Below are 2,489 nucleotides of genomic sequence, written 5' to 3' on the forward strand. Positions count from 1 at the left end.
ACTTCCCACACTCCCTGCTCCTTAAGATTCTTCGTCTATAGGCTGGTCGTCTATAGGCTGGCCGTCTATCGGGTCTCCTAAATCGAAGATAATAATAAAATCAGCATCAGGCATCAGTCGTTTCAGAGCCTGCAAGTGCCCCTCCGCATCTGATCGGTTGCGAAAACGACGCACAACCATCCGCTGCATCTTCGGCAATAGACGAATGAGCGCCCATGGATATAGGCGTTGAGAGTAGGACATAAAATATTAGGTATCTCCTTAACTGGGGGTCTAGAGCCAGCCTGGGGTCCTGGAGAAACTGTCGGCTGGCTCTTACCGTGGAGCGTTTTAGCGCCCACGGTATTTTTATTATAACACAAATAATCTTTAATTATAACATATTTTGAAAATTTTTGTAACAAATTTTTTAGGGAGTAGGGAGTAGGGAGTAGGGAATAGGGAGCAGGGAGCAGGGAGCAGGGAGTTGTGGAGTGGGGAAAAATCCTGTGTACCAAGCTCAATAATTAATTGATTAATTATTTTAGTGAACTAACTATTGCGATAGGGATTGGCTCCGCTGCGCGATGCTCAGTACGAGCCGCTACGCGATTGGCCTTAGGCCACGCTACGCGATGCTCGGTACGAGCCGCTGCGCGAACGCATCCACCAACCATATCCTAAATCTTCCGTCAATTCCCGATTCCCGATTCCCGATTCCCTGACATTGTCAATTTTTCTTTTATCTATTAGACTATTATTATAGGAATAGTTAAAGGAGAGTCAACTGATGAACAAGTGTGTTGGTACTACTGAAGCAGCATCTTTATTAGGAATTTCCTCTAGACGATTGCGACAACTCCTTGAGAAGGGTCGCGTCCGGGGTGCCTATAAAACCGGGAAATTCTGGATTATTCCTCTGTTCAACCATTTGCCACAAATTACTAAAGGTACCCGTGGACCAAAGGGCAAATGGCGTACCAGTCGTCCCCCCGCTTTAGCTAAGATTAATGTCAATCGCAATCACATTGGCTCGAATATCAAGAAAAGCCCCAAAGATCGGAAGCCAGTGATTTCAGTAAAACGAAAGGGCACTAATCTCTACGGCAACGAAGTCGAAATCCTCGGTCCTTGTAAGATTGTTTATCAGCCGGATAATCCACTTGATTGTGGCGCTCGTTTGTGGATCGAAACTTTCAGTGATATTCACTTCATTGGTGGCAGTTTCCCGGCTAGTAGCTGATCATCATAGTCAGAGTCAGGGACTGTAAACGGGATTGACCCTAGGTTATGCTAAGCGATGCTCGGTACGAGCCGCTACGCGAACGCATTCGCCAATCCTAAGATTTACCTGATAGCAAAACCAGTATCTGCTCGCCTAATTGGTGAGATAAATCCTAATACAATATCTGATTTAGGAATTGATAGCTCTACCAATTTCTCAGCAATACGCAAATCAGTGCCATCGTAGTGTACCCAAACTTTTCCATCATTACTAACATCAATATGTAGATAACAACCGTAAGTGCGTTTAGAGCCACGCCATCCGTTGAAATACAGCAGGTAGTGTCCCCTCTCATCATCTAAAATAATCTGACTCTTAACCTGATCATCAGGACGCTCACCCAGCTTCCCAGTTTCTATGGTAATTTTACGAACAATTGACTTATACTTCCCTAGTTTATCCATCGCTCAATAGTTGCTTCATCGATCCGATACACCAACATTTTAACCTGATAGCGAGCCAGTAGTTCTGTAATAAAGTCTTCCTTGAAAAAATCTTCATAGGTATCATCTGGTACAGCTAAAAATAATGTTCGTTCCGGCATCTTTTTTTCAAGAGCATACTTATAAAAACTAAACTGACCCAAAGCTTGATAAAAATCATGAAGCGTTGAGACACCAATAAAGCTTTTTATTTCTATAGCAATTTTTTCACCATCTTTTTCAGCAGCAATTAACCGTTCAGCTCCTAAATCAACCTGAATCTTACGTTTGCCAGCTTCTACAATGAGGGGGTCATCCGTAATCAACCATCTTTCCTTGACTAGCGCTGCTTTTACTAATTCATGATACTTGTCTCTTGCCATAGTAGAATAGCAACATCTCCTGGAAAACCCTACCGATAATAAAATAGTGATACCAAAATCCTGATGCCCGGCAGTATTCCCTACCACTGTAACGGTAAGCAAACCGTAAATATACTTCCTTTGTTTAACTGCGATCGCACTTTCACACTCCCCCCCATCCCCTCGACCAAAGTCTTGACAATGGATAGACCCAAACCCGCGCCACCGGTAGAACGAGTTCTAGTTTCATCGACCCGATAGAAGCGGTCAAAAATACGGGCTTGTTGTTTTAAAGGAATACCAATACCACGATCACAGACCTCAATTCTGCCACGGCCATCCACCTGAGTTAACTTAACAGTGACTGGTTTATCGACACTAGAGTATTTTACGGCATTATCAATCAAATTCAGTAGGACTTGTTTGAGGCGATTGATATCA

Annotated in this window: 6 protein-coding genes; 2 read left to right on the forward strand and 4 right to left on the reverse strand. The window is 43.4% G+C overall.

Annotated elements, in window-relative coordinates:
• Nucleotides 1–21: 21 nt before the first annotated feature.
• The gene (locus F6K37_RS26850) at nt 22–243 is read right to left on the reverse strand and encodes a hypothetical protein (protein ID WP_287253416.1); all 222 of its coding nucleotides are present in this window, start codon (nt 241–243) and stop codon (nt 22–24) included.
• A 323-nt stretch (nt 244–566) separates the two neighbouring features.
• On the opposite strand from F6K37_RS26850, the gene F6K37_RS26855 reads away from it, so the two are divergent.
• Nucleotides 567–704, forward strand: a complete 138-nt coding sequence (locus F6K37_RS26855; RefSeq protein ID WP_154659915.1) for a hypothetical protein — start codon at nt 567–569, stop codon at nt 702–704.
• A 65-nt stretch (nt 705–769) separates the two neighbouring features.
• The gene (locus F6K37_RS26860) at nt 770–1,222 is read left to right on the forward strand and encodes a MerR family transcriptional regulator (protein ID WP_008188274.1); all 453 of its coding nucleotides are present in this window, start codon (nt 770–772) and stop codon (nt 1,220–1,222) included.
• Nucleotides 1,223–1,326: 104 nt separating this feature from the next.
• Here F6K37_RS26860 and F6K37_RS26865 read toward each other — a convergent pair whose 3' ends face one another.
• The 3 genes from F6K37_RS26865 to F6K37_RS26875 all read right to left on the reverse strand — a co-directional run.
• Complete coding sequence (locus F6K37_RS26865) at nt 1,327–1,668, reverse strand: XisI protein (protein WP_287253418.1); 342 nt, start codon at nt 1,666–1,668, stop codon at nt 1,327–1,329.
• Complete coding sequence (locus F6K37_RS26870) at nt 1,656–2,069, reverse strand: element excision factor XisH family protein (protein WP_008188279.1); 414 nt, start codon at nt 2,067–2,069, stop codon at nt 1,656–1,658. The genes F6K37_RS26865 and F6K37_RS26870 overlap by 13 nt, the downstream gene beginning before the upstream one ends.
• Nucleotides 2,070–2,149: 80 nt before the next feature.
• A partial coding sequence (locus F6K37_RS26875; RefSeq protein WP_287253420.1) for a sensor histidine kinase occupies nt 2,150–2,489 on the reverse strand: 340 nt, incomplete at its 5' end.

This window comes from Moorena sp. SIO4E2 (assembly GCF_010671945.1).
In the GTDB taxonomy this organism is placed as follows: Bacteria; Cyanobacteriota; Cyanobacteriia; order Cyanobacteriales; family Coleofasciculaceae; genus Moorena; species Moorena producens.

Excerpts from the sequence above, each read along its gene's own strand:
- F6K37_RS26850 (WP_287253416.1), bottom strand. The coding sequence starts at position 243 with ATGTCCTACTCTCAACGCCTATATCCATGGGCGCTCATTCGTCTATTG.
- F6K37_RS26855 (WP_154659915.1), top strand. The coding sequence starts at position 567 with ATGCTCAGTACGAGCCGCTACGCGATTGGCCTTAGGCCACGCTACGCG.
- F6K37_RS26860 (WP_008188274.1), top strand. The coding sequence starts at position 770 with ATGAACAAGTGTGTTGGTACTACTGAAGCAGCATCTTTATTAGGAATT.
- F6K37_RS26865 (WP_287253418.1), bottom strand. The coding sequence starts at position 1,668 with ATGGATAAACTAGGGAAGTATAAGTCAATTGTTCGTAAAATTACCATA.
- F6K37_RS26870 (WP_008188279.1), bottom strand. The coding sequence starts at position 2,069 with ATGGCAAGAGACAAGTATCATGAATTAGTAAAAGCAGCGCTAGTCAAG.